The 24,578-nt window shown below is 61.7% G+C and carries 25 protein-coding genes; 11 read left to right on the top strand and 14 right to left on the bottom strand.

The genetic code is table 11. The features are described 5' to 3' along the window. The first annotated feature begins 15 nt into the window (after positions 1-15). The 4 genes from C5L12_RS20895 (at position 16) to C5L12_RS20910 (ending at position 2,488) form a co-directional block, all read left to right on the top strand. A complete protein-coding gene (locus tag C5L12_RS20895; protein WP_105373993.1) occupies positions 16-516 on the top strand; it encodes an ureidoglycolate lyase in 501 nt (166 codons plus the stop codon). Then, positions 513-869, top strand: a complete 357-nt coding sequence (gene uraH, locus C5L12_RS20900) for a hydroxyisourate hydrolase (protein ID WP_105373994.1) — start codon at positions 513-515, stop codon at positions 867-869. Before C5L12_RS20895 ends, uraH begins: the two co-directional genes overlap by 4 nt. Continuing rightward, positions 869-1,618 (top strand): metallophosphoesterase family protein, encoded by a 750-nt coding sequence (locus C5L12_RS20905; protein WP_105373995.1) that lies wholly within the window; start codon positions 869-871, stop codon positions 1,616-1,618. Before uraH ends, C5L12_RS20905 begins: the two co-directional genes overlap by 1 nt. A gap of 117 nt (positions 1,619-1,735) precedes the next feature. Continuing rightward, positions 1,736-2,488, top strand: coding sequence for a thermonuclease family protein (locus C5L12_RS20910; protein WP_157949095.1), 753 nt, complete (start codon positions 1,736-1,738; stop codon positions 2,486-2,488). Positions 2,489-2,510: 22 nt separating this feature from the next. Here C5L12_RS20910 and C5L12_RS20915 read toward each other — a convergent pair whose 3' ends face one another. From C5L12_RS20915 to puuD, 3 genes are all read right to left on the bottom strand, one after another. After that, positions 2,511-3,656, bottom strand: a complete 1,146-nt coding sequence (locus C5L12_RS20915) for an alpha-hydroxy acid oxidase (RefSeq protein ID WP_105373997.1) — start codon at positions 3,654-3,656, stop codon at positions 2,511-2,513. Positions 3,657-3,741: 85 nt separating this feature from the next. Beyond that, complete coding sequence (gene guaD / locus C5L12_RS20920) at positions 3,742-5,055, bottom strand: guanine deaminase (protein ID WP_105373998.1); 1,314 nt, start codon at positions 5,053-5,055, stop codon at positions 3,742-3,744. Then, positions 5,052-6,290: a urate hydroxylase PuuD gene (puuD, locus tag C5L12_RS20925; protein ID WP_105373999.1), complete on the bottom strand. Its 1,239-nt coding sequence runs from the start codon at positions 6,288-6,290 to the stop codon at positions 5,052-5,054. Before puuD ends, guaD begins: the two co-directional genes overlap by 4 nt. A gap of 311 nt (positions 6,291-6,601) precedes the next feature. On the opposite strand from puuD, the gene C5L12_RS20930 reads away from it, so the two are divergent. Next, positions 6,602-6,961: a hypothetical protein gene (locus tag C5L12_RS20930; protein ID WP_105374000.1), complete on the top strand. Its 360-nt coding sequence runs from the start codon at positions 6,602-6,604 to the stop codon at positions 6,959-6,961. Between the two features lie 61 nt (positions 6,962-7,022). Here the strand turns inward: C5L12_RS20930 and C5L12_RS20935 are convergent, their stop codons facing one another. Then, on the bottom strand, positions 7,023-7,940 hold the full coding sequence (locus C5L12_RS20935; RefSeq protein WP_105374001.1) for a LysR substrate-binding domain-containing protein: 918 nt from the start codon (positions 7,938-7,940) through the stop codon (positions 7,023-7,025). A 96-nt stretch (positions 7,941-8,036) separates the two neighbouring features. Here C5L12_RS20935 and C5L12_RS20940 point away from each other — a divergent pair, with 96 nt between their 5' ends. Next, positions 8,037-8,264 (top strand): hypothetical protein, encoded by a 228-nt coding sequence (locus C5L12_RS20940; RefSeq protein WP_105374002.1) that lies wholly within the window; start codon positions 8,037-8,039, stop codon positions 8,262-8,264. A gap of 15 nt (positions 8,265-8,279) precedes the next feature. On the opposite strand, the gene C5L12_RS20945 is transcribed toward C5L12_RS20940, so the two are convergent. Beyond that, positions 8,280-9,209 carry a LysR substrate-binding domain-containing protein gene (locus tag C5L12_RS20945; RefSeq protein ID WP_105374003.1) on the bottom strand — a complete coding sequence of 310 codons (930 nt, stop codon included), beginning with the start codon at positions 9,207-9,209 and terminating at the stop codon, positions 8,280-8,282. A 124-nt stretch (positions 9,210-9,333) separates the two neighbouring features. Between C5L12_RS20945 and C5L12_RS20950 the strand changes: the two genes are divergently transcribed. Further along, positions 9,334-9,582: a hypothetical protein gene (locus tag C5L12_RS20950; protein WP_105374004.1), complete on the top strand. Its 249-nt coding sequence runs from the start codon at positions 9,334-9,336 to the stop codon at positions 9,580-9,582. Here the strand turns inward: C5L12_RS20950 and xdhC are convergent. After that, positions 9,556-10,392: a xanthine dehydrogenase accessory protein XdhC gene (gene xdhC / locus C5L12_RS20955; protein WP_105374005.1), complete on the bottom strand. Its 837-nt coding sequence runs from the start codon at positions 10,390-10,392 to the stop codon at positions 9,556-9,558. The genes C5L12_RS20950 and xdhC overlap by 27 nt on opposite strands. Positions 10,393-10,668: 276 nt before the next feature. On the opposite strand from xdhC, the gene C5L12_RS20960 reads away from it, so the two are divergent. Next, the gene (locus C5L12_RS20960) at positions 10,669-11,526 is read left to right on the top strand and encodes a manganese catalase family protein (RefSeq protein WP_105374006.1); all 858 of its coding nucleotides are present in this window, start codon (positions 10,669-10,671) and stop codon (positions 11,524-11,526) included. A 58-nt stretch (positions 11,527-11,584) separates the two neighbouring features. On the opposite strand, the gene C5L12_RS20965 is transcribed toward C5L12_RS20960, so the two are convergent. Genes C5L12_RS20965 through C5L12_RS20980 form a run of 4 tightly spaced genes read right to left on the bottom strand, consistent with a single transcriptional unit; the run spans position 11,585 to position 16,758 of the window. Continuing rightward, complete coding sequence (locus C5L12_RS20965; RefSeq protein ID WP_105374053.1) at positions 11,585-12,115, bottom strand: GNAT family N-acetyltransferase; 531 nt, start codon at positions 12,113-12,115, stop codon at positions 11,585-11,587. 2 nt (positions 12,116-12,117) lie between these two features. Continuing rightward, on the bottom strand, positions 12,118-14,457 hold the full coding sequence (gene xdhB / locus C5L12_RS20970; RefSeq protein WP_105374007.1) for a xanthine dehydrogenase molybdopterin binding subunit: 2,340 nt from the start codon (positions 14,455-14,457) through the stop codon (positions 12,118-12,120). A 2-nt stretch (positions 14,458-14,459) separates the two neighbouring features. Beyond that, complete coding sequence (gene xdhA, locus C5L12_RS20975; protein WP_105374008.1) at positions 14,460-15,932, bottom strand: xanthine dehydrogenase small subunit; 1,473 nt, start codon at positions 15,930-15,932, stop codon at positions 14,460-14,462. 49 nt (positions 15,933-15,981) lie between these two features. Beyond that, the gene (locus C5L12_RS20980) at positions 15,982-16,758 is read right to left on the bottom strand and encodes a 3-hydroxybutyrate dehydrogenase (protein ID WP_105374009.1); all 777 of its coding nucleotides are present in this window, start codon (positions 16,756-16,758) and stop codon (positions 15,982-15,984) included. A gap of 289 nt (positions 16,759-17,047) precedes the next feature. On the opposite strand from C5L12_RS20980, the gene C5L12_RS20985 reads away from it, so the two are divergent. The 3 genes from C5L12_RS20985 to C5L12_RS20995 all read left to right on the top strand — a co-directional run bounded on the left by C5L12_RS20985 (position 17,048) and on the right by C5L12_RS20995 (position 21,994). Continuing rightward, positions 17,048-19,024 carry a methyl-accepting chemotaxis protein gene (locus tag C5L12_RS20985; protein ID WP_105374054.1) on the top strand — a complete coding sequence of 659 codons (1,977 nt, stop codon included), beginning with the start codon at positions 17,048-17,050 and terminating at the stop codon, positions 19,022-19,024. Positions 19,025-19,172: 148 nt separating this feature from the next. Next, a complete protein-coding gene (gene glpK, locus C5L12_RS20990; RefSeq protein ID WP_105374010.1) occupies positions 19,173-20,666 on the top strand; it encodes a glycerol kinase GlpK in 1,494 nt (497 codons plus the stop codon). Between the two features lie 107 nt (positions 20,667-20,773). Further along, positions 20,774-21,994 (top strand): D-alanyl-D-alanine carboxypeptidase, encoded by a 1,221-nt coding sequence (locus C5L12_RS20995; RefSeq protein ID WP_105374011.1) that lies wholly within the window; start codon positions 20,774-20,776, stop codon positions 21,992-21,994. A gap of 70 nt (positions 21,995-22,064) precedes the next feature. On the opposite strand, the gene C5L12_RS21000 is transcribed toward C5L12_RS20995, so the two are convergent. The 4 genes from C5L12_RS21000 to C5L12_RS21015 all read right to left on the bottom strand — a co-directional run bounded on the left by C5L12_RS21000 (position 22,065) and on the right by C5L12_RS21015 (position 24,526). Further along, positions 22,065-22,559, bottom strand: coding sequence for an invasion associated locus B family protein (locus tag C5L12_RS21000; protein WP_245422987.1), 495 nt, complete (start codon positions 22,557-22,559; stop codon positions 22,065-22,067). A 240-nt stretch (positions 22,560-22,799) separates the two neighbouring features. After that, positions 22,800-23,231: a VOC family protein gene (locus tag C5L12_RS21005; RefSeq protein ID WP_105374012.1), complete on the bottom strand. Its 432-nt coding sequence runs from the start codon at positions 23,229-23,231 to the stop codon at positions 22,800-22,802. A gap of 92 nt (positions 23,232-23,323) precedes the next feature. Continuing rightward, a complete protein-coding gene (locus C5L12_RS21010; protein WP_105374013.1) occupies positions 23,324-23,779 on the bottom strand; it encodes a GFA family protein in 456 nt (151 codons plus the stop codon). A 42-nt stretch (positions 23,780-23,821) separates the two neighbouring features. Further along, entirely contained in the window at positions 23,822-24,526 is a 705-nt protein-coding gene (locus C5L12_RS21015) for a glutathione S-transferase family protein (RefSeq protein ID WP_105374014.1), read from the bottom strand. Positions 24,527-24,578: the final 52 nt, after the last annotated feature.

The following is a 24,578-nucleotide window of genomic DNA, read 5'->3' on the forward strand; positions in this document are numbered from 1 at the left end:
TCAAAGGCTTTTGAATTGACAGATTTTCTCCAGATCCGACCGCTCACGAAGGAAGCCTTTGCGCCCTTCGGGGACGTGATCGAGGCCGATCCTGCGACCATGAAACTCATCAATGGCGGCACGACGGAGCGCTTCCATGCGCTGGCAGCACCCGAGGCAGCGGGCGAGGGCGCGCGGATCATCCTCAGCATATTCCGTGGTCAGCCGCGGCAATTTCCCTACTCCGTCACGATGATGGAACGGCATCCGTTCGGCAGCCAGAGCTTTTCGCCGCTATCGCAACGGCCGTTCCTCGTCGCGGTCTCACAGGATCGGGACGGCAAACCCGATATTCCCCTGATATTCCTGGCGCGAGGAGACCAAGGGGTGAACTATCGTCGGAACGTCTGGCATCATCCGCTGATGGCGATCGGCACTGCCAGCGATTTCCTGGTTGCCGACCGTGAAGGTCCAGGCAACAATCTCGAAGAATTCTTCTTCGAAACTCCCTATCTGATTGCGGAGCCTAGCCTATGACAGGCCTCACCACCCATGTGCTCGATACCGCCAGCGGCCGGCCGGCCGAAGGGTTGAAAATCGATCTCTACCGGTTGAGCGGTGAGTCCCGCGAGAAGATCAGATCCGTCGCGACCAATTCCGACGGGCGTATTGACGGCGGGCCGATCCTGATCGGCGAGAGCTTTCTGGTCGGCGAATACGAACTCGTCTTCCACGCGGGCGATTATCTTCGCGCGCAGGGCACGAAGCTTACCGAACCCGCCTTTCTCGACGTTGTCCCGATCCGCTTCGGCATCTCCGACACGGCGGCGCATTATCACGTGCCGCTGCTTCTCTCGCCCTATGGTTATTCCACCTACAGGGGAAGCTGATGCGTTTTGCCGCGATCGCCGACATTCATGGAAACTGCGCGGCGTTGCGGGCCGTCCTGGACGACATCGCCTCGATCGGCATCCGCGACATCGTCAATCTCGGCGATTGCTTTAGCGGGCCTTTGGAAGCGGATCGGACCGGCGATCTTTTGTTGCTTCTCGATATGAACGCGGTGCAGACGGTTCGGGGCAATCACGATCGCTATCTGCTCGAAGCTCCGGCCGTAGCGCTGGGGCCTTCCGATGCGCATGCTCATGCGCAGCTTGCCGAGCGGCATTTCGACTGGCTGCGCAAATTGCCGTTCAGCATGGTTTATCGTGACGAGGTTTTTCTCTGCCATGCCACGCCACATGAGGATAATGTTTATTGGCTGGAGCAGGTGTCCAGCGACGGGCATGTCTTTCTAAAGCCGCTCTCCGAGATCGACGCGATTGCGGAGGGCGTCGATCAGACTTTGATCCTGTGCGGCCATAGCCATATTCCGCGCGCCGTGCAGCTTTCGGATGGCCGCCTCATCGTCAATCCCGGTAGCGTCGGCTGCCCCGCCTATGACGACGACAAGCCGTTCGTTCACAAGGTGGAGACAGGCCACTGCATGGCGTCATACGTCGTGATCGAAAAGACCGCTTCCGGCTGGGTGCCGCAATTCCGCAATGTGCCATATGACCACATGGCGATGTCACGGCTGGCGGCCGAAAACGGTCGTCTCGATTGGGCCACGGCGCTGGCGACGGGCCGGGTGGGCTAGCCGTCCGGCGCAACGTTGCTTTGATTTCGCACACTGAGCCCGCTTGAAGGAGATCGGAAACCATTCGGCAATCCTTGCCCCCGATACTTCTCCTCGATTCGGAAAGTGGAGATGGTCATGGCTCAATCGCGCGCAAAATCGGCTTCACGGCGTAAAGGCGGCAAGCGCTCGTCGGCGGCTTCCGGCTCTTCGCTCCTGCCGTGGGTGGGCGCTCTGGCTGTCGTTGCCGGTGGCATTGCCCTCTATGACAATTCGGCGGCCGCGCGGAGGTTCATCGCCAGTCTGACGGCGGAAAGACCGGTTCAGGTTGCGGCGAGACCCAATTCCGCCTCCGACAAGCCGGTTCCGCCGAAACCTGTTGCCGCAACCGCTCATCGTCCCGCGACCTCAAAGCCTGCAACGCCGCCGGACCAGAGCCACACGGCGGCGATCGTCCCGCCGGCGCCGATCGGCAAGCCAATCGCCGAGGAGACGCCGAAGATCGGCGAACCGCCGAAAGCGGACGAGGGGCCCGCCGGTCCCTATCAGGCAAAATTTTATCTCTGCGGCACGGCGAAGCAGGACGATTGCGTCGTCTCGGCGGATCGCTTCGTTTTCCACGGACAGAAGATCCGCCTTGTCGGCATCGAGGTGCCGGACATCAAGAAACCGGCTTGCGAGGCAGAACGCATCAAGGCCAGCGACGCGGAATTGCGGGTGCGCGCCTTCCTTGACTCGGGTCCGTTCGAGCTGGTCACCTGGCAGGGGAACGATTCCGAGATCGACGGCCACAAGCTGAGGCAGGTGACCCGCAACGGCATGTCGCTCTCCGATATCCTCGTGCGCGAAGGCCTTGCCCGCAAGCCGGGCGCCAGGGGCGGCTGGTGCTGAGCCGCCCGGTCGCCAATGCAAATCAGAACGGCATGTTGGCCAGGATATTGCGGTCCACCGTCTGAATGTCCCGCTTGCCGCAAAGCGCCATGGTGATATCCATCTCCTTGCGGATGATTTCCAGTGCTGCGGTCACGCCGGGCTTGCCCATGGCGCCGAGGCCGTAGAGGAAAGGCCGGCCGATATAGGTGCCGCGCGCGCCGAGCGCCACGGCCTTCAAGACGTCCTGACCGGAGCGGATGCCGCTGTCGAAATGCACTTCGATGCGGTCACCCACCGCATCGACGATCCTCGGCAGCATGCTGATGGAGGAGGGGGCGCCGTCGAGCTGGCGGCCGCCATGGTTCGAAACGATGATCGCATCCGCGCCGGTATCGGCAGCGGCGCGCGCATCCTCCTCGTCGAGGATGCCCTTGATGATCAGCTTGCCGCCCCAGAGGTCCTTGATCCAGCGGACGTCTTCCCAGGAAAGCCGCGGGTCGAATTGCTCGGCGGTCCAGGCGCCGAGCGAGGAAAGGTCGGAGACGTTGCTCGCATGGCCGACGATATTGCCGAAACCGCGGCGCTTGGTGCCCAGCATTTCCAGGCACCAGCGCGGCCGGGTCACGAGCTGCAGGGCCGCGTTGAGCGTCGGCTTCGGCGGAGCGGCGAGGCCGTTGCGCAGGTCCTTGTGGCGCTGCCCGAGGATCTGCAGATCGGCGGTGACGACGAGCGCCGAGCACTTGGCAGCCTTGGCGCGGCCGATCAGCCGCTCGATGAATCCGCGGTCCTTCATCACATAGAGCTGGAACCAGAAGGGTTTTGTCGTCACCGAAGCGACGTCCTCGATCGAGCAGATGCTCATGGTGGAAAGCGTGAAAGGTACGCCGAACTCTTCTGCGGCCTTCGCCGCCAGCATCTCGCCGTCGGCATGCTGCATGCCAGTCATTCCGGTCGGCGCCAGCGCCACGGGCATCGCCGCCTTCTGTCCGATCATGGTGGTTTCCAGCGAGCGATTGGTCATGTCGACGAGCACGCGCTGGCGCAGCTTGATCTTGGCGAAATCGTCCTCGTTCGCCCGGTAGGTTCCTTCGGTCCAGGCGCCGCTGTCGGCATAGTCGAAGAACATTTTCGGGACACGGCGGCGGGCGAGGGTTTTGAGGTCTGCAATGGTCAGCGGCTTGGACATATTTCGCGGTTTCCTCCGGACAGTGCCGGAGAACTACCACATCCGGAACCGGGCGCCAGAGGAATATCCGTCGCAGCCCGGCTTTTCAGCCGGCGATTCTCGCCTTCATCGTCTGTCCCGCCACATAGGTCTCGACGACGGCGCGGTCGTCGCCCATGGTCTGCAGCAGGAACAGTTCTTCCGGCAGCGTCTTGACGGTCTCCATGCGCAGTTTCATCGCAGGCGTCGGCGCAGCATCCAGCACCACCAGGTCGGCGTCGGTGCCGGGTTCCAGCGTGCCGATCCGGTCTGCGAGCGACAGGGCTTCGGCATTGCCGCGGGTCATCAGGTAGAAGCTTTCGAGCGGGTTAAGCCGCTCGCCCAGAAGCTGCTGGATCTTGTAGGCCTCGTCGAGGGTGCGCAGCATCGAATAGCTCGATCCGCCGCCGATATCGGTCGCGACAGCCACGCGCACCGGCTTTTCCCGCCGCATCAGCGATTTCATCGGAAAGAGACCGGAGCCGAGGAAAAGGTTGGAGGTCGGGCAGTGGACGGCGACCGCGCCTGCTTCGGAGAGCACGTCCGCTTCTCGTTCCGAGAGGTGGATAGCATGGCCGAGCAGGGTCTTCTTTCCCAAAAGCCCGTAGCGGGCATAGATATCCGTATAGTCCTTCGCCTCCGGATAGAGTTCGCAGGTGTAGCGGATTTCCTCGTGGTTCTCGGAAAGATGAGTCTGAATGTGGAGGTCCGGGAACTCCTCCGCCAGCGCCTGGGCCGCCTTCATTTGCCCCGGCGTCGAGGTGATCGCGAAGCGCGGCGTAATGGCGACGTGGTTACGGCCCTTGCCGTGCCAGTCGGCGATCACGGCCCGCGTCTCGTCATAGCCCATTTCCGGCGTGTCGAGCAGGCCCTGCGGCGCGTTGCGGTCCATCATCACCTTGCCGCCGACCATGCACATGCCCCGCTTCAGGGCTTCGGCGAAATAGGCATCGGCGGAGGTCTTGTGGACGGAGCAATAGGCGACGGCCGTCGTCGTGCCGTGGCGGATGAGTTCGTCGTAGAAATGGGTGGCGATCCGCGCCGCGTGGTCGCCTTCGACGAACCGGCATTCCTCCGGGAACGTATAGGTGTTCAGCCATTCCAGAAGATTGGCGGCATAGGAGGCGATCACCTGCATCTGCGGGAAATGCATGTGGGTGTCGATGAACCCCGGCAGGATGAGATGCGGCCGGTGGTCGATTTCCTCAATCCCATCCGCCGCCTTTGCCTTGACCGTCGCGTAATCGCCGACGGCTGCGATCTTGCCGCTCTCGATCAAGAGTGCGCCATCGCTTTCGTACGCATAGCTTTCGCTATCGGTCAGGGAAAGCGGCGCCCGCTTGAAGGAGAGCAGCCGTCCGCGGATAAGCATCTGGGTCATTGCGATATCGTGCTTTCGTACCAGGCGGTCAGCAGCTTGCGTTCCTCCGGCGAGATGCCGGTAACATTCCCGGGGGGCATGGCATGGCTCCGGCCGGCCTGGATATAGATTTCCCGTGCATGCGCCGCAATCTCCCGGTCCGTCTCCAGCCTGACGGATTTCGGCGTGAAGGAAATGCCTTCCCAGACCGGTTCAGCCGCGTGGCACATCGAACAGCGTGCGAGGACCACGTCCTTTGCGGAGCCGAAATGCGCGTTGGAGGCAAACTTCTGCTCCATCGGAGCTATTGGCGGCGTCATCGATGTCTCGGTCTCGCCGGTCAGTACCTTCGGGACAGTCGAAAGCCAGATGATGACGATGAAGATGAGGACCGTCACCAGCCAGGTCCAGGTCGGCTTACCCTTCCTTGCGTGCGTGGTGTTGAACCAGTGCCTTATTGTGACCCCCATCAGGAAGACGAGCGCGGCGATCACCCAGTTGAAGGCGGTCGCAAACGCCAGCGGGTAGTGGTTCGACAGCATGAAGAAGATGACGGGCAGCGTTAGGTAGTTGTTGTGAAGCGAGCGCTGCTTGGCGACAAAGCCGTATTTCGGGTCCGGCGTGCGGCCGGCGATCAGGTCCGCCACGACGATCTTCTGGTTGGGAATGATGATGAAGAAGACATTGGCGGACATGATCGTGGCGGTGAAGGCGCCGAGGTGCAGGAAGGCAGCGCGGCCGGTGAAGACCTGCGTGTAACCCCATGCCATTGCGATCAGCACCACATAAAGCACTGCCATCAGGCCCCAGGTATTGTTGCCGATCGGCGACTTGCAGAGCTGATCGTAGATGATCCAGCCGACCGCAAGCGAGACGAGCGAGATGAGGATGGCCTGCCAGGGGGCGAGTTCCATCACCGTCGGATCGATCAGGAAGAGGTCGGCGCCGCCATAATAGACGATGCAGAGCATCAGGAAGCCGGAGAGCCAGGTGAAATAGCTCTCGTATTTGAACCAGGTCAGATGCTCGGGCATCTCGGCCGGCGCCACCAGATATTTCTGGACATGGTAGAAGCCGCCGCCATGCACCTGCCACTCTTCGCCATAAACGCCGGCCGGCAGGTGCTGCCGTTTTACCAGACCGAGATCCAGCGCGATGAAATAAAAGGACGAACCGATCCAGGCGATCGCGGTAATGACGTGAAACCAGCGGGCGGCAAAGCTCAGCCACTCCCAGGCAACGGCGTATTCATACATTCAGGGTCCCCTTCGATTCCCTTTATTGCCCCCCGGCCCGCCACTCTGCGAAAAAAACGGGAAGGAGGGAAGCGATTATCTGCGGGAACATTTTTGTTCCTCTCGACGGAACTCACGTCGGTGACTCCGAGTTCTCACCTGCGCGTGATCTTAAGATGACCATTTTCGAATGTATTAATTGTGCATTGCGGAATATCGGAATGGCCGGCTAGGCCGACTCACGTAATGTGACAAATGCAAGTCAACCGGCGAGGTCCGGGTATTGCGTGAAAAGCTCGCCGGAGATGGCATCATCAACGGAGACTAAGCTCATGCGTGGTATTCTGACAGGTGTGATGATTGCGTTTGTATCCTGCGTTGGGGCCGGCACGGCGACCGCCCACGAGGCCCATAGCCCGACCGGCGTCACCTGGAAATATGACGGCTTCTGCTGCAATGGAGACAACCATACCGGCGACTGCCAGATGATCTCGACGAAGAACGTCAAGGTCACGAAGGGCGGCTATGAGATCTCGCTTGGTCCCGGCGATCACAGGCTGATCACCAGGCCGCATCATTTCTCGCTGAAACAGAGCCAGGCGCGGCGCAGTTATGACGAGGAATATCATCTCTGTCTGTATCCGACCGAAGATACGCTTCGCTGTTTCTATGCGCCGGACATGAGTTACTGAGGCCGCCGGAAACGGCCAGACGGTTTTCCCTCCGGAGGTGCGGCGGATAGGAAACCGGCTGCTAACCTTCGGTGCCCGGCATGGTTTTGAGCAGAAAGTCACGAAAGGCGCGGATTTTTCGGGAGTTCCTGCGCGCCTCCGGATAGGCGATCCAATAGTCGCTGCCGTCATGGCCCAGAATGTCGAACGGCTGGATTAGTCGCCCGAGGGCGATATCGGCGGTATAAAATTCCGGATGCAGAATTGCCACGCCCTGACCGGCGATCGCGGCGGATGCCTCGAAGGCCTGCGCGCCGAATCTGCTGACCGGCCGACCGGTGAGATCCACATCCGGCAGGCCGGCTGCGGCAAACCAGACCGGCCACCACGGATCGCCCGGATCGATTATCCTGAGTTTGAGGATATCCTCAGGCGTTTTCACCCCGCCGATCGTCGCGGCCAAAGCCGGGCTCAGCATCGGCGTAAAGTGATTATGCATCAGAAAATGCGTGCGTAAGCCAGGCCATTCGCCCTTTCCGCTGCGGATCGCTATGTCCGCCTGGGTGCGCGAGAAATCGACCATCTCCTGCGATGTCTCCAGTCTCACGGCAATGCCGGGATTTTCGAACTGGAACGTGCCGAGATGCCGCGCCAGCCATTGCGCGGCGAAAGTAGCTGTCGAATGGACGATCAGCGTGCTTTCCGCCACGTTGCTGAGGCTCGCAACGGCGCTTTCCATGATCGCGAAGGCTTCCGTTAGCCTCGGCGCCAGCCGCTCGCCGGCCTCGGTCAACGTGACTTGCCGCGGACGGCGCAGGAAAAGCTGTTCCTTCAGTGTGTCTTCCAGAAGCTTGATCTGATAGCTGACGGCGGTCTGCGTCAACCCCAGTTCCTCGCCGGCCTTGGTGAAGCTCATCTGCCGCGCGGCGGATTCGAAGACCCGCAAGGCGTTTAACGGGAACTGTTTCGACATCTTCATGGATGAGTTCTCTTGATGCATAGATACGGTTATTCGATTGGATAACCGCCGATCGCGAGCGCACATTACCTCCACAGCGAACCTATGGAAACGGATTTATCCCGTTGGAGGTCAACAATGTTTTCCATAACCCACATGCATTTCGGGCGACTTCTGCCGCATGTCTCTCTGGCTGAACTGTTCCATCGCTTGCTCCGGAAGCATCAAGACAGCGTCGATATGGAAGAGATGCCGGAAAGCTGGCAGCGGGATATCGGCATGCTGGACGGACGGGACCGGCGAGGTGCGCCGGAAGAAGGCTCGTTCAAAGCGGCGCGGATGATCTATACTCAACGAAGCCTGTAGGCGATGCGAAGAGCGTCAGGCCAACGGCGGAGCGAGCTGGCCCGGCGCTAGTGCCAGTTCACGGGCTACGGCCGCCTGGATCCAGGCGGCGAAGGCCTTGACCTTGGCCGCATTCTTGCGCGCAGGCGGATAACAAAGCCAATAGGTCTTGGTATCGCTGAGGGCGAGATCGAAAGGCTGCACGAGGCGACCCGAGGCAAGTTCGGCCTTGAACAGGAAGGGGCTCAGCATGGCAACGCCATGGCCGGCGATTGCGGCATTCGCTTCCAGGTCCAGCGCCCCATATGCATCGAGCTGCATCTGCCTGACGCCGATAGGATCAAGGCCGGCGGCCTGGAACCAGTCGTTCCACAGCCCCTTGCCGTTCGAAATCCACGGCGGCTTCATCAGGTCGGCGGGCGTCTCGATGCCGCCGACGCTTTCGGCGAGTTGCGGATTGAGCATGGGCGCATAGGTTAGGCGCAATACCGGATGGCAGATCAAGCCGTCCCAAGGGTTTGCCCCGATGCGGATCGCCACATCGGTCGGTTGCGGATATTGCCCGTCGTGGGCATCGCTGCGCACCAGCCGCACGGCGATATGCGGATGTTCGAGCTGAAATTCGCCGATATGCCGTGCCAGCCAGTGAGAGGCGAAGGTCGGCGGGGAGTGGATTTCCAATGTCTCCTCCGTCGTGCCGCGCGCTTCCTGCATCGCTTCAGACAAAAGGGAAAAAGCCTCGGCTACTTTCGGCAGGAGATTGCGGCCGGTTTCCGTCAGCTGCAGCGCCCGCGGCTTGCGGAGGAATACCGCGTCACCGAGATAGTCTTCGAGCAGTTTGATCTGGTAGCTGACCGCGGTCTGGGTCATGCCCAGCTCTTCCGCCGCGCGGGTGAAATTTTGAAGGCGCGCGACCACCTCGAAAACCCTCAGTGCATTCAGCGGAAAACGGCGCGACAATTTCATCAGTAGGCTTTCATCGATAAGCTCTCTTTATCGCTGCCCACTGTAATTGAATTGGAAATCCCCGGCAATCCGGGGCATTCATGATCTCACACAACCAATATTATTGATCGATGTGGAGCAAACCATGCTGTCCGCAAACGCTAAAGCCGTGTCTCTTGCACCCGGCCCCCTGCAATCCAATGGCTTTGATGGCGCTTGGCGTGTCTTCGGCCGGTTCCTCTCTCGTCTCGTCATGCGCGGTTCGCGGCGAGTGCCCGACTTGCCGGCTGATCTGTGCGGCGATGTCGGATTTGCCGACAGCCTGTCGCTCGATCGCGAAAGCGCCTTCTGGGATGCTAGACAGCGTTCAAACGCTCGGGACCTGCCGCTTTGAGGCGGTTTCCTCCAGCGCGGCGTAGGTCTCCAGCAGTTCAGCTGCGACCATCGCTGCGATGACGGCGGGCCGCTTGTCCTTCACCGCATTGCCGCCGATCGGCAGGATGAGATGGGAAAGCATCGCCTCGTTGCCGCCCTCACGCTTCAGCCATTGGGAGAATGTCGCGCGCTTGGTAAGCGAGCCGATCATGCCGACATAGGCGAGGTCGGGACGCGAAAGACCCTCTTTGGCGATCAGGAAATCCAGCGCGTGGTTGTGGGTGAGGATGATCGCTGCACCGCCGGGTGGGACCTTCTTCACCAAGGTTTCCGGCATGGCGGTCAGATGCGTTTCAGTTTCCGCCGGCAGATCCTCGAGGGCTTCGGGCCGCGTCTCGACGACGGTCACGGCGAAGGGCAGGGGCGCCAGCGCTCTGGCGAGCGCCTGACCGACATGACCTGCACCGAAGATGAAGACCGAGGGGCGCTGCTCCAGTTCGCCTCGCATCCGCGCCTCCAGCGCGTCGGCCAGCGCCTGGGATATCGGCGTAAAGGCAAGCCGCGTGCGTCCGCCGCAGCACTGGCCAATTTCCGGGCCAAGTGGGATATCGATCACGCTCTTGCCGCCGCCGGCAAGCATCGCACGGGCATTGTCGATCGCCATGTATTCGAACTGGCCGCCGCCGATCGTGCCCCAGATCGCTTTCTCGGCCACCAGCATGAAGGCGCCGGCCTCACGCGGCGTCGACCCCTTCGCCTGCGCGATCTCCACAAGCACACAGGCGGGATGAGCGGCGATAAAAGAGGCGAGGCGAAGGTCTGTTGTCATGGGGCCACTCTGTGCATCAAACCAAGTTCGGTGCAAGGCCTTGCGCCTTGAGCTTGCAGGGCGGTTTGATCCTCTTCAGCGCGGATTTCTCGATCCTGATCCGGAAGCGGCAGGGCCCGGTCGGTAGGTCCCGTCTCTCCCGCAGCAGGGTTGCCCCAGGACCTTCGAAAAGAAGAGCTAAATCGGGAACTATTCGTGGTGCCGCCAGTTCGCTCCCCGGACGACCTTCGTGTCGCTTCACCACTTCCAGTTTAATTTCCACCACGAGGAATGACTATGTTCAGCTTTGACAAGCGGTTGCAGTATCCAGTGAAGGTTACTGCCCCGGACCCCATTTTTGCGCGGATGCTGCAGCAGGCGATCGGCGGCGTCGAAGGAGAAATCCGGGTTTGCATGCAGTATTTCTTTCAGGCTTGGGGCGCGCGGGGGCCGAATACCAAATATCGCGACATGCTCCTGCACACGGCAACGGAGGAGATCGGTCATATCGAAATGTTAGCGACCGCGGTCGCGCTCAATCTTGATAAGGCACCGGTGGCATTGCAGGAAGCCGGGTCCGCGGATGGCGTCGTCGGCGCCGTGATGGGTGGGGAAAATCCGCGCCATGTCATCGAGGGGATGCTTCACCGCCACATCCTCTCCACCGGCCTTGCGGCATTTCCGGGCAATTCCGAAGGCGTGCCCTTTGACATGTCGCATATCTATGCGAGCGGCAATCTTGCAGCCGACATGTATTGCAATGTCGCAGCCGAAGCGACCGGCCGTGTTCTGGCCGTCCGCCTCTACAATGCCGCGCATGATGAGGGCATGAAGGATATGCTGCATTTCATGATTGCGCGCGACACCATGCATCAGCAGCAGTGGCTCGCCGTTATCGAAGAATTGGGCGGGCATGAGAAAGTTCTGCCGATCCCGAACAGTTTTCCGCAGGAAAAGGAGGACCAGCGTCACAACTACGACTTCTTTGCCACGGCGGCCGACGGGTCCGTGCCGCCTCCCGCGCGCTGGAACGACGGCCCCACCATGGATGGAAAGGGCAAGTTCACCGTCTTCCAGAACGAGCCGATGGGCGAGGAACCGGTGCTTGGTCCGGCAAGACCGGACAGCGGTGCCCAGACCGACCAGATCGCTTAAAGCCGCTCTTTAGCGGGACACAATAGCTCCAGAGGGCGGGCCGCCTTTGTGGCCCGTCTTATGTTAGGGATGATTGACCATCACTCGGTGTTATTTCTGTTTGGAAGGCCGGAGCAAATCGCAGCCGCCCGCGCGGCACGGGCCCATGGAACAGGATCCTCTGCACGTAGCGGCTGTCTACTCCTTCATACGAGAGCAGGCCGTCACTTTCAAAACCCGAGCCGCGATAAACGTCCGGGTTGCCGATCAGGGCGCAGCCCGCCGCGCCGCGCTGCTTCAGCCTCTCCAGCCCTTCGCTTATGAGCGCTTTGCCGATTCCCTGCCGTTGCCGCTCCGGCTGCACGGATATGGGGCCAAGTCCGAACCAGCCGCCGTGGATGCCGTCGATGGTGACAGGTGAAAAGGCGACATGCGCGACGATGGCTCCATCATCCTCCGCAACCAGCGACAGCGTAAGATCGCCGGATTTTCGCAGCCCCCGGATAATGGCTCCCTCCGTTCCCGAGCTGTAGGGCATGGCCGCAAAAGCCGTCTGGGTCAGCTCATGGATTATGTCTTCGTCGCCGGGGCGTTCGGGGCGGATGTTCAAGGTCATCCCATAGATTTCAGCCGTTCGACCGCCATCAGCACGCGTTCGGGTGTCGCCGGTGCGTCGAGCCGCGGGCAGATCCGGTAGTCGGCGACGCTTGCCACCGCCATGGATATCGCCTCGAACACCGAGATCGCCAACATGAAGGGCGGCTCCCCGACAGCCTTGGAACGGCCGATGGTCGGCTCGGCGTTTTCGGACCATTCCGCCAGCTTGACATTGAAGGTCTTCGGCCGATCGGAGGCGAGCGGGATCTTGTAGGTCGACGGTGCATGGGTGCGCAGCCGGCCCCTGGCATCCCACCACAGCTCCTCGGTGGTCAGCCAGCCGAGGCCCTGCACGAAGCCGCCCTCGATCTGGCCGATATCGATCGCCGGGTTGAGCGACTTGCCGACATCGTGAAGAATATCGGTGCGCTCCACGAGATATTCCCCTGTCAGCGTATCGATCGCCACTTCTGAACAGGCCGCGCCATAGGCGAAGTAGTAGAACGGCCTGCCGCGGCCTGCCTTGCGATCCCAATGGATCTTCGGCGTCTTGTAGAAGCCGGCGGCCGAAAGCTGGACCCGGTCGTAATAGGCGGCGCGGACGAAAGTGTCGAACGGTACGATCTCGGTGCCGATCCGCACGCGGTTCGGGAGGAATTCGATCTTGTCGCGCCCGATTTTCCACTGGCGGGTGGCGAAATCGATCAGCCGCTCCTTGATCTGCCGGCACGCGTCATAGGCGGCCATGCCGTTAAGATCCGAGCCGGAGGAGGCGGCGGTTGCCGAAGTGTTCGGAATCTTGCCGGTTGTCGTGGCCGTGATCTTCACCCGGTCGATATCGACCTGGAACGCATCGGCCACCACCTGAGCCACCTTGGTATAGAGGCCCTGACCCATTTCGGTGCCGCCATGGTTCAGGTGGATCGAACCGTCGTTGTAGATGTGCACCAGGGCACCGGCCTGATTATAGGCGGTCATCGTGAAGGAGATCCCGAACTTCACCGGGGTCAGCGCGATGCCCTTGCGGATCACCGGGCTGTCGGCGTTGAAGTCGATGATCGCCCGGCGACGCGCCTGATAGTCGGAAGAAGTCTCCAGCTCTTCGACGACCTTGGCGATGATGTTGTCCTCGACCTCCTGGTGATAGGGCGTCACCGTCCGCTCGGAGCCCCGCTTGCCGTAAAAATTCAGCTTGCGGATTTCGAGCGGATCCTTGCCCGTCGCATAGGCGATTTCCTCGATGATGCGCTCGGCCCCGAGCATGCCCTGCGGACCGCCGAAACCGCGGAAGGCGGTGTTGGAAACCGTATGGGTTTTCAACGGCTGCGAAGTGAGCCGGACATGTGGGTAATAGTAGCTGGAATCGGCGTGGAAGAGGGCGCGGTCGGTGACCGGGCCGGAAAGGTCGGCGGAAAAGCCGCAGCGTGCCGCATAGGTCGCTTCGACCGCATGGATGCGGCCCTCTTCGTCGAAGGCGACGTCGTAATCCACCCGGAAATCGTGCCGTTTGCCCGTGACCGCCATGTCCTCGTCGCGGTCGGGGCGGAATTTCACCGCCCGCTTCAGCTTCTTGGCCGCCACCGAAGCGAGACAGGCGAAGTGGTTGCCCTGGGTTTCCTTGCCGCCGAAGCCGCCGCCCATGCGGCGGGTCATGACCGTCACCGCGTTGTTGGCGATGCCGAGGACGTGCGCCACCATGTGCTGCACTTCGCTCGGATGCTGGGTGGAAGACCAGACGGTGATGTCCTCGTCCTCGCCGGGTATGGCGAGGGCAATATGGCTCTCCAGGTAAAAGTGCTCCTGGCCGCCGATATACATATGAGCCTGCACGCGCAGAGGTGAGTTCTCGATCTCGGTTTCCGGCTCGCCGCGCTTCAGCACCATCGGTTCGACGACGAGCGGTGCGCCGTTTTCGCGCGCCCCGTCGATGTCGGTCCAGTGCGGCAGGTCGCGATATTCGATCCTGGCAAGCGTTGCCGCGCGCCGCGCCTGGTCGCGGGTTTCGGCAATCACGGCAAAGACCGGTTGGCCGTGGAACTCTACCTTGGTGGTTGCCAGCAGCGGTTCGTCATGCTGGCCGGTCGAGGCGACGTCGTTGAAGCCCGGGATGTCGGCGGCCGTCATCACCCAGACGACGCCGGGTGCGGCCTTGACCGCGGAAAGATCGATCGAGACGATCTCCGCATGCGCGCGGTCCGATAGCCCGAGACCTCCATGCAGAGTGCCCGCGGGTTCGGGAATATCGTCGATATATTCGGCACTTCCGGTAACATGCTTATGCGCGGAATCATGTTTCAGCGCACTGTGCATGGGTCCCTTGATGATCGGTTTGGTTTCGAAGGTCGACTTGTCCATTCTCACGCCTCCTCCAGTTCGAAACGGCGGAGTTCGGTCGGCGCGCCGGCGGTTTCCAGGAAGAAGCGGGTCAAAAGGTTCTTGGCCGCCAGGCTTCGGTATTCCGCCGTCGCCCGCCAGTCGGTCAGCGGCTGGTAGTCTTCGTCGAACGCATTGCGGGCGGCCGAAACGGTCTCCCAGTTCCAGTCCTGTCCAGACAGCGCGTCCTCGACATGCCTGGCCCGTTTCGGGGTGGCGGCCATGCCGCCGAAGGCGATGCGGATCTGGGCGACCTTGCCCTCGGCGTCGAGGCTCAGGTTGAAGGCGCCGCAAAGCGCGGAAATATCCTCGTCGCGCCGTTTCGAGATCTTGTAGACGGCGAAATGGCTGCCTTCGGCCGGACGCGGCACGCAAACCTTCTCGACAAATTCGCCCTGCAGCCGGTCCTGCTTTCCGTAGGCGAGGAAATAGTCCTCAAGCGCTATGGTGCGTCGGCCGGCATGGGTCCTCAGCGTCAGCTCGGCGCCGAGCGCGATCAAAGGCGGCGGCGTGTCGCCGATCGGCGAGCCGTTGGCGATGTTGCCGCCGATCGTGCCCATATTGCGAACCTGCTGCCCGCCGATCCGGTCGATTAGCCGGCCAAGCGAGGGGATTGCGTCGGTCAGCACATCGAAGGCCTGGGCATAGCTGACGCCGGCGCCGATGGTGATGGTCGTCTCGTCGGCGGCGATGGATTGCAGCTCGCTCAGGTGATTGATGAAGATCACCGGATTGAGAAGCCGCATCTGTTTGGTGACCCAGAGGCCGACATCGGTGGCGCCGGCGACGATGGTTGCGTCCGGCTCTTCCGCCAGGATATCGGAGAAGGTCGCGACCGAGGCCGGTATGATGGAACGGGCGTCATCTTTTTCAACGACAATCGTGTCGGCTTCGGAATGGATCGACCAGAGTTTTGCCATGATCTGGATATGGTCGCGCTCCAGCGGATCGAAGAGCGAGCTTGGCCGGTTCTGCGAAACCTGCTCGGCCGCTTTCACGATCGGCTCATAGCCGGTGCAGCGACAGAGATTGCCCTGCAGCGCGCTTTCGATATCGGCGCGGGTCGGCGCCTGGTTCGTGAGCCAGAGGCCGTAGAGCGACATTACGAAGCCCGGGGTGCAGAAACCGCATTGCGAACCGTGGCAGTCGACAAGGGCCTGCTGAACCGGATGCAGCGCGCCATCCCGGCCGGCCAGGTGCTCGACCGTCACCACATGGGTCCCGTGCAAAGAGCCCAGGAAGCGGATGCAGGCATTGACGCTTTCGTAGCGCAAGCCCTGTTCCGTCAGCCGTCCGACGAGCACCGTGCAGGCGCCGCAATCACCCTCGGCGCATCCTTCCTTGGTTCCTGTCAGCCGCCGCCTCAGGCGCAGATAATCGAGTAAGGTCTCCGTCGGTCCGAAATCTCCAAGGGTGACCTCTTCTCCGTTCAGGATGAAGCGGATGGCTTCGCTCATTTCTCTCCTTCGTCCGCCGTTTCCGGCTAAAAACCCTTTGTTCTCGATCCTATTGAGCGGTCCAGCCGCCGTCGATCGAGATATGCGTGCCGGTGATGCTTCTTGCCGCATCGCTCGCCAGATAGATAGCGGTTGCGGCAACCTCGTCGATCGAGACGAATTCCTTTGTCGCCTGCAGCCGCAGCATCACCTCGCTCTTGACCTCAGCCTCCGAAATGCCGCGCTCGCGGGCCGTGTCGGGGATCTGCTTTTCCACAAGCGGCGTCAATACGTAGCCCGGGCATATCGCATTCACGGTAATCCCGAATTCGGCAAGTTCCAAGGCCGCCGTTTTGGTGAGCCCCAATATGCCGTGCTTGGCGGCAACATAGGCCGACTTGAACGGCGAGGCGACCAGCGCGTGGGCGGAAGCGACATTGATGATGCGGCCCTTGCCGGCCTGCTTCATCAGCGGGATCGTGTGCCGCATCGTGTGGAAGGCGGACGATAGCAGGATGGCGATCAGCTGGTCCCACTTTTCGACCGGAAACTCCTCGATCTTCGCCACATGCTGGATGCCGGCATTGTTAACGAGAACGTCGACGGTCCCGAAGCTTTTCGCCGCCGTGGCGATCAGGTCCTCGATCTCCTCCGGCCGGGTCATGTCGGCGCCGTGGTAAAGAACCGTTCCTGTGCTCGCATCGTCCAACAGCTTGCGGACCGCTTCGATTTCGTCCGCCTTGCCGAAGCCGTTGATGACGACATTGGCGCCCTCGGCCGCAAACGCTTTCGCGATGCCGAGCCCGATGCCGCTCGTTGAGCCGGTGACGACGACGGTTCTGGTCATGCCATATCTCCTCCAACGCGGCGTTCTTGTGCGCCGCAACGTCGGACAGGTTATTCCCAATTCGGGCGAAATGGCAATCGGTGGCGGATCGGAGGCTGCAACGGCAGAGCAGTTGCCGCTATCTGCCCGTTTCTGTTGCGATTAACCGCTAATAAATCTTGGGCTTATAGGCTGGCGACATTCATCGGGTGACATGACGTCACCTGCAGGGGAGGTGTGTGCCGGTCGGCTGGCGCCCGCCTGACGATCCATGGAATCGGATCCCCCCGTCACATTCAACAGGTCTTCCATGAAAAACCTACCCATTATCGGCAAGTTCCTGGTCCTGCTCGTCGCCTTCGGCCTGTTTGCCGTCGGTCTTTCCTTTTATGCGGGCCATCAGATCAACAGCGTCAGCGGCGCCTATTCCGATCTCCTGGAGCGGGAGGCGGATGCCTCCATTACGCTGTCGCGGGCGACCGGCGCCTTCCAGTCCGTCCGCGGATCGATCTACGATCTGCTTCTGTCGACGGAAAAGGAGCGGGACAAGGCGTCCCTCGAGGCACTGGCGGCGAGCCGTGGACGTTTCGTCGAATTCATGGACCTGGCGGTTGCCGACCTGCCGGAAGACGCATCGATCAAGGATATCCGCGCCCGAGGCATCGAGACCGTTGACAATCTTTGCCGGGCGACGGTCGAAGCCGGCACCAAAGCCATCACCTATATTGACATCAAGAGCGCCACCTCGCTCTTTTTCAAGGATTGCTCGCCCCAGTTCGAGGAGATGACCAAGGCGCTCGTCGGGAAGGTCGCTGAAATCACCAAGGCGACGACCGTGCGCAGCGACGAACTGTCGGAACAGTCGGCTGCTACTTACTGGACCTCCATCGGCTCGATGGTTGGCGGGCTGGTGCTGATGACGATTGTCAGCGGCTGGGCATTGCGCGCCTATGTCGCCGCACCGATCCGGTCGCTCGGCAGCGTCATGGGGCGGCTTGCCGAAGGCGATCTCACGGCCGTCGTGGTCGGGGAGGATCGCAAGGACGAGGTTGGCAGCATGGCGCAGGCGGTGCAGGTCTTCAAAGACAATGCGCTGAAAGCCAAAGAGCTCGAGGGCGAAGCGGAGACCCAGCGCAACCAGACGGAAGCGGAACGTCGCCGTTCGGCCGAACTGGAACGCATCCGCGCCGAAGCGATGACACAGGCGACGAACGGGCTTGCGGAAGGGCTCAAGCACCTTGCCGCAGGCAATCTCTCCTTCCAGCTCGGCCAGCCCTTTGCCGAGGACTTCGAGACGCTCCGCGCGGATTTCAACCGCGCGGTGGAACAGTTGAGCACGACGCTTGGGACGGTGGCGGATGTCAGCGCCTCGATCGATGGCGGTGCGCGGGAGGTCAGCCAGAGCGCCGACGATCTTTCGAGACGCACCGAACAGCAGGCCGCATCGCTCGAAGAGACTGCGGCAGCGCTTGACGAGATCACCGTTAACGTCTCCAATTCATCCAGACGCGCCGAGGAGGCCCGCATCGTCGCCATCCAGGCGAACGAGAGTGCCCGCCAGTCGGAAACCGTGGTCGCCAACGCGGTCGATGCCATGGGCAAGATCGAACAGTCGTCGAGCCAGATATCCAACATCATCGGCGTGATCGACGATATTGCCTTCCAGACGAACCTGCTCGCCCTCAATGCGGGTGTCGAAGCGGCTCGTGCCGGAGAGGCCGGCAAGGGTTTTGCCGTCGTCGCGCAGGAAGTGCGCGAGCTCGCCCAGCGGTCGGCAAAGGCCGCCAAGGAGATCAAGGAGCTCATCCGCAATTCGTCCGTCGAAGTGGAAAGCGGCGTCAAGCTGGTCAGCGAGACGGGCGAGGCGCTGAAAGCGATCGAAGCCTATATCGTCTCGATCAATCAGCACATGGACGCCATCGCGACCTCGGCTAAGGAACAGTCCGTCGGGCTTTCCGAAGTCAATACCGCGATCAACCAGATGGATCAGGTGACGCAGCAGAACGCCGCCATGGTGGAAGAAGCCAATGCGGCGGGCGCCACGCTCGCCACTGAAGCGGGCCGCCTGCGCGAACTGATCGGAAACTTCCAGCTCGGTCGGAATGCCTCGGTGCCATCGGTTTCTCCGCGCCAGGTAGCGCCGGTCACCCCGGCGACCGTGCGCTCGGTGCCTGCCGCGTCTCCTGCCCGTTCCATGGTCAGCAAGATCGCCAGGGCCTTTTCCGGCGGCGGCGCGCCTGTCGCGGCTTCGCCTGCGGCATCCGCGGACAATTGGGAAGAATTCTAAGCGTCCGTCCAGTCCGACCTTCCACCGGAACCTTCATCGAGCCGGCCGATCGCACTTTCCGATCGGCCGGCTCGATGTTTTTGTTTGACACATGGCGATCCGGCCTGCTGAAACCGTCTCCACGAGACTCTAGGGGAGGAAGAGCAGCATGGCGGGTTATGTTCTGGCGATCGATCAGGGGACGACCTCGACGCGGGCGATCGTTTTTGACGGCAAGATGAAAATTGCCGGCATTGGCCAGAAGGAATTCAAGCAGATCTTTCCAAAGCCCGGCTGGGTGGAGCACGATCCGGAGGAGATCTGGGAAACCGTGCTGTGGACGATCAAGCAGGCTCTCAGGGAAGCAAAGATCGAAACCTCCGATATTGCCGCGATCGGCATCACAAACCAGCGCGAGACGGTCGTCGTCTGGGAACGCGACACGGGAAAACCGATTCACAACGCCATCGTATGGCAGGACCGCCGCACCGCGAGTTATTGCGAAAAGCTGAAGCGGCAGGATCTCGAAAAGCTCTTCACCCGCCGTACCGGCCTGCTCCTCGATCCTTATTTTTCCGGCACCAAGCTGTCCTGGATGCTCGCCAACGTCAAAGGCGCCCGGGCGCGGGCGGCCAAGGGCGAGCTTTGCTTTGGCACCATCGACACTTTCCTCATCTGGCGGCTGACCGGCGGCAGGAGCTTTGTCACCGACGCCACCAATGCGTCGCGCACGCTGATCTACAACATCGCCGACAACCGCTGGGATGAGGAACTCCTGGAGATACTCCGCATTCCCGCCGCCATGCTGCCGGAGGTCAAGGACTGTGCCGACGATTTCGGCGTCACCGACGAAAGCCTGCTTGGAGCGGTCATCCCAATTCTCGGCGTCGCCGGGGACCAGCAGGCGGCAACCATCGGCCAGGCCTGCTTCGAACCGGGCATGATGAAATCCACCTACGGCACCGGATGTTTTGCCGTCCTGAATACCGGCGCTGACATGTGCCGCTCCAAAAACCGGCTTCTGACGACCATTGCCTACCGGCTCGAAGGCGAGACGACTTATGCGCTCGAAGGCTCCATCTTCATCGCGGGCGCTGCCGTACAATGGCTGCGCGACGGGCTCGGCATCATCGAAAAGGCGAGTCAATCCGGCGACTTGGCGGCGGAAGCCGATCCTCAACAGGAGGTTTACCTGGTGCCGGCCTTCACCGGTCTTGGCGCGCCCCATTGGGACGCCGAGGCAAGAGGCGCGATCTTCGGCCTGACACGGGCGACCGGGCCTGCCGAATTCGCAAGGGCGGCGCTCGAGGCGGTTTGCTACCAAACCCGCGACCTGCTCGATGCCATGCGCCGGGACTGGCGCAATGCCAATGGCGATACGGTGCTGCGGGTCGATGGCGGCATGGTCGCTTCCGACTGGACCATGCAGCGCCTCTCCGACCTACTCGATGCGCCCGTGGATCGCCCGACCATCCTTGAGACGACCGCGCTCGGCGCGGCCTGGCTTGCCGGTTCCAGGGCCGGCGTCTGGCCGGACAGGAAGGCGTTTGCCAAGAGCTGGGCACGCCAGCGCCGCTTCGAACCGGAGATGGACGAGAAGACCCGCGGCGCGAAAATCCGGGGCTGGAAGGACGCCGTAAGACGCACGCTGACCGCCGGCTGATGATCTTTCCGGGGACGCAAGTGCGGAAATTCCACTAAAATTCAGTTCCGCCATTTTCGCACCAGCATCCTTGGCCTATGTTCGTGCGCACTTAGCGAGGTTGATCGATGTCAAGAATTGCGCATGTCCTGGCCTTCCTGTTTCTCGTCGGAGCGTCTCTGGCGATGAGTCGAACGTCTGCCGAGGCGGGGTATGCGCATTTCATCTACGATGCCCAGAGCGGCAAGGTCCTGGCATCGGAAAATGCCGACGTCATCAATCATCCGGCCTCGCTCACCAAGATGATGACGCTTTACATGACCTTCGAGGCGCTCAAGCAGGGCCGCCTAGATTGGGACGAGCAGATCGTCATGACGGTGAATGCCGCCTCCAAGATCCCGTTCAAGCTGGGGGTTAAGGCAGGCCAGACGATCACGGTGCGCGAGGCGGTGCTTGCGATGGCGGTGCGTTCGGCCAATGACGCGGCCGCCGCGATGGCTGATCATCTCGGCGGTACCGAGGCGCGGTTCGGCATGATGATGACCCAGAAGGCGCGCCAGCTCGGCATGACGCGGACGGTGTTCCGCAATGCATCCGGCCTGCCGGACGACGACCAGGTGACCACTGCGCGGGACATGGGCATGATGGCGCTTGCGCTCATCCGCGACTTCCCCCGCGAATACCAGCTCTTCTCGATGCGCGCCTTCGAGTTCCGGGGCAAGCGCATTCGAGGCCACAACAATCTGATGTACCGCTATCCCGGCATGGACGGGGTCAAGACCGGTTATATTCGCGCTTCCGGCTTCAACATCGCCAGCGCCGTCACGATCAACGGAAGACGGGTGATCGGCGTCGTCCTCGGCGGCAAGTCGGCCCGCAAGCGCGATGATCAGATGGCGGCTCTCCTCGACAAGTATGTGCCAGGCTCGGGCGCCCCAGCCGCCGGCGGTCTCATCGCCCTGGAAAACCAGGGAAAACGGCCGGCCGAAAGTGCTGCCCCGCTCGCCTTCGCCGCGCCGCGGAAGGAAACTTCGCTTGGCGCCCCGCCGGCGAGAGTTTCGATTGCCAATCTTTATGCCGCCCCGACGCCGCGGGAGCCCGTCGGCCCGCTCTGGCAGATCCAGATCGCCGCTGCCGGCAGCCGCGATGCGGCCTCCGCCATGCTTGAAAAGGCGGTTCCGCTGCTGGCGACGGATTTCGGCCGCATCGCCCCAAGCGTCGAGAGCTATGCGGAGGCCGGAAAGGAATATTTCCGCGCCCGCTTCGTCGGCTTCGCAGACCAGAACGCCGCCGCCCGCGCCTGCTCCGTCCTGCAGGCAAAAGCGGTGAACTGCTTCGTGGTGCGATAGTTCATTTTCCCGGTCCATCGCTTTGGTGGAGGGACGCCCCGGAGTGCGTCCTGTTCTGTTCAGGCGGCAGTCAGCGGCATTTGCGCACTTCCTGGAGGGCAGCGCTGACGCCGCGCAGCGAATAGGAATAGCTGGTGTTGGTGCCGCGGCGGGAAATGGCTTCGAGCGTCATGTCGCGTCCGCCGCGCATGGCGTCGACCAGAACCGGCTCGCGATCCTTGTTGCGCAGCCAGGCGATCTTGTCATCGGGCATCAGGCGGAAGGCCTCGTCACCCACCTTGAGGCTGATCTCGGACCCTTCCTGCAAGGAGTAGCCCATGACCGCCTGCGGCGCATAGGCCGTCTCGCCCTGGGGCGCGATCAGGAAAAAATTGTCCCCGTGATCGACGCCGGCGGGAGCGGCATTCACCGGCACCGAGAGCGCGTAGCAGGTTTTCTGTCCGGCATCGGTGTAGGAATAGACGCCCCAGGCGTCGAACTGCGCGACCCGGGTCGGCTGGGCGGTCGCGGACGCAGATGCGACGAGAGTGAAGGAAAGAGCGAGGGCGAGGGGCTTGATCTGCATGACATCTCCACAAAGCAATAGGCCCGAGGTCGAGAACTGCCGGTCCTCGGCCTGGAGATGGGCCTCATTTCAGTATGGCCCCATTCAATGTCCGGACGGTTACCGAGACGTTAATTCTTGTGTCGAAGCAGAGGCGTTTCCGGTCACAAAGGTTTGAGCCAATCGTGTTCGCTCTGCGCCAAAATGGAAAAAGGGCGACCGAGCCGGCCGCCCTCAGAGCCTTCATTGATCAGGCCGGGGTTATTTTACCGGTGCGTTCATTGACCAGTTGACCCCGAAAGGATCGCGGAGCTGGCCGTAGCGGTCGCCCCAGAACATCACCTGCAACTCGAGGGTGACTTCAAGCCCTGCATCCACGGCACGCTTCCACCAGGAATCGATGTCGCCGTTCGCCAACGGCAAAAGCATGGTGTAGCCCTGCGGCTTTTCGAAGGGATGGCCGTGGTCCGGATAAGGGTCGCACAACATCAGCGAGCTGCCGTTGATGTAGAGATGGATATGCATCGTCCGGCCCTGCTCGTCCACCGGATGGAAGGACTCGATCGTGGCGCCGAAGGCCTTTTTGTAGAACTCCGCCGCCTTCATAGCACCGTCCACCTGCAGATAGGCGACAAGCCCTCCGCGGACGGGCGATGGTACCGGATTGTCATTCGTCTGAACTGCCGCTTCCATGAAAATCTCCCTCCTTGTTCGGTTGAGGTTCCGCTTGAACCTGCCCAAGGACGGACGGGATGAGCCGAAGCCGACAATCCGGCGGAAAGTTTCTAGCTTTTTTCCGCGAATTCCTTGACCAGCCCTTCATACGCCTCGAAAGGCGGAAAGGTCTCGTAGGAATGCACGGCGGGGGTCGTCGCCCAGGGCAGCTTTTCGGATGTGTAGGTCTCGATGAAGGGCGAGAACCATTTTGCGTCGTCGAGCATGGTGGGGCGCAGGTTGACGAACCAGTCCATGCCTTCCGGGTGGGTAAACATCCAGCTCTTGCAGTGCGGGCAATGGTAGTGGTGCGCGTCCGGGCCATGCAGGCCGCCGATCACCGGCTCGCCCTCGATCACCTCGAAGCCCTCCGCCGGAACGGCGGCGGAGAGCGAGTAGGCGCTGGCGCTCATCTTCTGGCAGCCGCTGCAATGGCAGGCCATGGTGAGGATCGGCTGGGCGCTGATCCTCAGCCGGACCCGACCGCAGCGGCATGAACCTTCGATCGGGAGTGAGGGTTTTGTCATGGGAGTCTCTCTGTCTTTCTAGGCTGGGTGCGTGGGCGAGACCTAGGGCCGCTTCGGGATTTCCAAGCCCCGCTGAACCGCGGGCCGGGCAAGGCCGCGTTCCAGCCATTTGGGGACCAGCTTCAGCTGGTCGTATTCGATCAGTTCGCCGGCGCCGTAAAAACCGATCAGGTTGCGCACCCAGCCGAGCATGGAAATATCGGCAATCGTATATTCGTCGCCCATGATCCAGTCGCGGCCTTCGAGCCGGGTCTCGATGACCCGGATGAGGCGGGCCGATTCCTTGACGTAACGGTCGCGCGGGCGCTTGTCTTCGTAATCCTTGCCGGCGAATTTGTGGAAGAAGCCGAGCTGGCCGAACATCGGCCCCAAACCGCCCATTTGGAACATCACCCACTGGATGGTTTCGTAGCGCCTGGCGGGGTCGGCGGGCAACAGCTTGCCGGACTTTTCGGCGAGGTAGATCAGGATCGCACCGGATTCGAAGAGACCCAGCGGTTTGCCGCCCGGACCGTCCGGATCGATGATCGCCGGGATCTTGCCGTTCGGATTGAGAGACAGATATTCCGGTCCCCAGGTCTCGTTTTCACCGATATTAATGAAATGCGGCTCGTAGGGCAGGCCGATCTCCTCCAGCATGATCGATACCTTTACGCCGTTCGGCGTCGGCGTCGAATAGAGCTGCAGGATGTTCGGGTTCTGGGCGGGCCATTTCGTGGTGATGGGAAAGGCGGAGAGATCGGCCATGCGGGTTCCTCGGCTGCAATTTGTTCCCGCGGAATATAGCCACCGGCGCGCG

The sequence above is a fragment of the Neorhizobium huautlense genome (genome assembly GCF_002968575.1).
Classification (GTDB): Bacteria; Pseudomonadota; Alphaproteobacteria; order Rhizobiales; family Rhizobiaceae; genus Neorhizobium; species Neorhizobium huautlense.

Coding starts and splice junctions, on each gene's coding strand:
- C5L12_RS21000 (WP_245422987.1), bottom strand. CDS start 22,559: ATGCAGATCAAGCCCCTCGCCCTCGCTCTTTCCTTCACTCTCGTCGCA.
- C5L12_RS20985 (WP_105374054.1), top strand. CDS start 17,048: ATGAAAAACCTACCCATTATCGGCAAGTTCCTGGTCCTGCTCGTCGCC.
- C5L12_RS20980 (WP_105374009.1), bottom strand. CDS start 16,758: ATGACCAGAACCGTCGTCGTCACCGGCTCAACGAGCGGCATCGGGCTC.
- C5L12_RS21015 (WP_105374014.1), bottom strand. CDS start 24,526: ATGGCCGATCTCTCCGCCTTTCCCATCACCACGAAATGGCCCGCCCAG.
- guaD (WP_105373998.1), bottom strand. CDS start 5,055: ATGACCCAGATGCTTATCCGCGGACGGCTGCTCTCCTTCAAGCGGGCG.
- C5L12_RS20995 (WP_105374011.1), top strand. CDS start 20,774: ATGTCAAGAATTGCGCATGTCCTGGCCTTCCTGTTTCTCGTCGGAGCG.
- xdhB (WP_105374007.1), bottom strand. CDS start 14,457: ATGGACAAGTCGACCTTCGAAACCAAACCGATCATCAAGGGACCCATG.
- C5L12_RS21010 (WP_105374013.1), bottom strand. CDS start 23,779: ATGACAAAACCCTCACTCCCGATCGAAGGTTCATGCCGCTGCGGTCGG.
- puuD (WP_105373999.1), bottom strand. CDS start 6,290: ATGTATGAATACGCCGTTGCCTGGGAGTGGCTGAGCTTTGCCGCCCGC.
- C5L12_RS20950 (WP_105374004.1), top strand. CDS start 9,334: ATGCTGTCCGCAAACGCTAAAGCCGTGTCTCTTGCACCCGGCCCCCTG.
- C5L12_RS20905 (WP_105373995.1), top strand. CDS start 869: ATGCGTTTTGCCGCGATCGCCGACATTCATGGAAACTGCGCGGCGTTG.
- C5L12_RS20910 (WP_157949095.1), top strand. CDS start 1,736: ATGGCTCAATCGCGCGCAAAATCGGCTTCACGGCGTAAAGGCGGCAAG.
- uraH (WP_105373994.1), top strand. CDS start 513: ATGACAGGCCTCACCACCCATGTGCTCGATACCGCCAGCGGCCGGCCG.
- xdhC (WP_105374005.1), bottom strand. CDS start 10,392: ATGACAACAGACCTTCGCCTCGCCTCTTTTATCGCCGCTCATCCCGCC.
- C5L12_RS20915 (WP_105373997.1), bottom strand. CDS start 3,656: ATGTCCAAGCCGCTGACCATTGCAGACCTCAAAACCCTCGCCCGCCGC.
- C5L12_RS20960 (WP_105374006.1), top strand. CDS start 10,669: ATGTTCAGCTTTGACAAGCGGTTGCAGTATCCAGTGAAGGTTACTGCC.
- C5L12_RS20940 (WP_105374002.1), top strand. CDS start 8,037: ATGTTTTCCATAACCCACATGCATTTCGGGCGACTTCTGCCGCATGTC.
- C5L12_RS20935 (WP_105374001.1), bottom strand. CDS start 7,940: ATGCATCAAGAGAACTCATCCATGAAGATGTCGAAACAGTTCCCGTTA.
- C5L12_RS20930 (WP_105374000.1), top strand. CDS start 6,602: ATGCGTGGTATTCTGACAGGTGTGATGATTGCGTTTGTATCCTGCGTT.
- glpK (WP_105374010.1), top strand. CDS start 19,173: ATGGCGGGTTATGTTCTGGCGATCGATCAGGGGACGACCTCGACGCGG.
- C5L12_RS20945 (WP_105374003.1), bottom strand. CDS start 9,209: ATGAAATTGTCGCGCCGTTTTCCGCTGAATGCACTGAGGGTTTTCGAG.
- C5L12_RS21005 (WP_105374012.1), bottom strand. CDS start 23,231: ATGGAAGCGGCAGTTCAGACGAATGACAATCCGGTACCATCGCCCGTC.
- xdhA (WP_105374008.1), bottom strand. CDS start 15,932: ATGAGCGAAGCCATCCGCTTCATCCTGAACGGAGAAGAGGTCACCCTT.